This is a genomic window from Rhodopseudomonas sp. B29 (assembly GCF_000333455.1).
Classification (GTDB): Bacteria; Pseudomonadota; Alphaproteobacteria; order Rhizobiales; family Xanthobacteraceae; genus Rhodopseudomonas.
In genome coordinates, this window is the sequence record NZ_BADD01000374.1 from 1 (window position 1) to 1,678 (window position 1,678).

General features: G+C 65.8%; 1 protein-coding gene and 1 pseudogene. Both read right to left on the reverse strand.

The genetic code is table 11. The features are described from left to right. A pseudogene (locus I5M_RS29730) lies at window positions 1–879 on the reverse strand (trypsin-like peptidase domain-containing protein); the annotation flags it as partial. Between the two features lie 192 nt (window positions 880–1,071). Then, entirely contained in the window at window positions 1,072–1,455 is a 384-nt protein-coding gene (locus tag I5M_RS13505) for a helix-turn-helix domain-containing protein (protein WP_031336304.1), read from the reverse strand. Window positions 1,456–1,678 lie beyond the last annotated feature (223 nt).

Consider the following 1,678-nt stretch of genomic DNA (forward strand, 5'->3'; position numbering starts at 1 on the left):
TGGCGACCAGCGCGCCCGACGGCCGCTTCAGCCCGAGTGTCTCGGCGATATCCGGCGTCACCGCCTGCAGCCTTGCGCCGAGCCACGGCCGCTTCACCGCCTTGCCGCGCTCTTGGCCGAGGCGACGACGACCCGGACCATGTTGGCCGGAATCGCGAAGCCGATGCCCTGCGAGCCGCCGGAGCGCGAGAAGATCGCGGTGTTGATGCCGACCAGCTTGCCGGTCATGTCGACGAGCGCGCCGCCGGAATTGCCCGGATTGATCGCCGCGTCGGTCTGGATGAAGAACTGATAGTCGGTGATGCCAACCTGCGTCCGCGCCAAGGCCGAGACGATGCCATGAGTCACCGTCTGGCCGACGCCGAACGGATTGCCGATCGCCAGCACCACGTCGCCGACCATCAGGTCATCGGAGTTGGCGAAGTCGAGCGTGGCGAACTTCTCCTTGTCGGTGCCCTTGAGCCGCAGCACGGCCAGATCGGTGCGGCTGTCCTTGAGCACGATCTCGGCTTCGAACTCGCGCTTGTCGGACAACGCCACCTTGACCTGATCGGCACCCTCGATGACGTGGTTGTTTGTGACGACAAGGCCCGACGGATCGACCATCACGCCGGAACCGAGCGAGCGCTGGATTTGCTCCGGCTGCGGGCCGACGCCGAAGAAGCGGCGGAAGATCGGGTCTTCGAGCAGCGGGTTGTGGTTCTGGATGACCTTGGCGGCGTAGACATTGACCACCGCCGGCTGCACGTGCTGCACGATCGGCGCGTAGCTGAGCTTGAGCTCGGCTTGGGACGACGGCAACCGCCGCTCCTGGGCCAGCGCGGGCGAAGCGACAGCGATCGACAGGCACAGGGCGGTCAGAAGGCGCAGCGAAATCATGTTCGAGAATCCAGTCCAGCAGCCGATGAGGCGGCAGATATAGTCCCGTGCCGGCGATAAAAGAAGGCAGAGCCGCGGCGGTTTGGGCGCCAAAGCTCAGGGCGTGGTGGAGCAGGAACCGCGCGGCCGGCCAGAGGTTGCGGCGCGACTTGCGAAGCGTCAGCTATGTCGTTCGGCAGGCGCCGTTTTTCGTCACCGCGCATCCGGCGGATGAGTCGACAGGCCGGCCGGCCGCGCAGCGACCGCGCCTTGCCGGGCGCGATATTCCTCGGCCCAGCGCTTCAGCGCATCGATCACCGGGCGCAGGCTCTCGCCCATCTCCGACAGCTCGTATTCGACCCGCGGGGGCACCTCGGCGAACACCTCGCGGAGCACGAGGCCATCGTCCTCCAGCGCGCGGAGCTGCTTGGTCAGCATGCGCTGGGTGATGCCGGGCATCTTGCGGCGCAATTCGCCGAAGCGCAGCCGGCCACCTTGCAGATGGAACAGGATCACGCCCTTCCACTTGCCGTCGATCAGGTCGAGCGTCGCCTCGACCGGACAGCCCGGCGCGCAATCCACATTGCGACGTTTCATGCGAATTCGTCCATTAGTATCCGATCGGTGACTATATCCCCGAAACGACAGTACTTGCAATGTTGGCGCGGTCCGACAAGTGTGCGCGCGGCGACCGCGCCCAAGACCGTGACCAAGACCGCACGTCAGTATGGAGACCTTCATGAAAGCCGTCGGCTACACCAAGCCCCTTCCGATCGACGACCCCAACGCCCTCACCGATGTCGAGCTGCCGAAGCCGCGC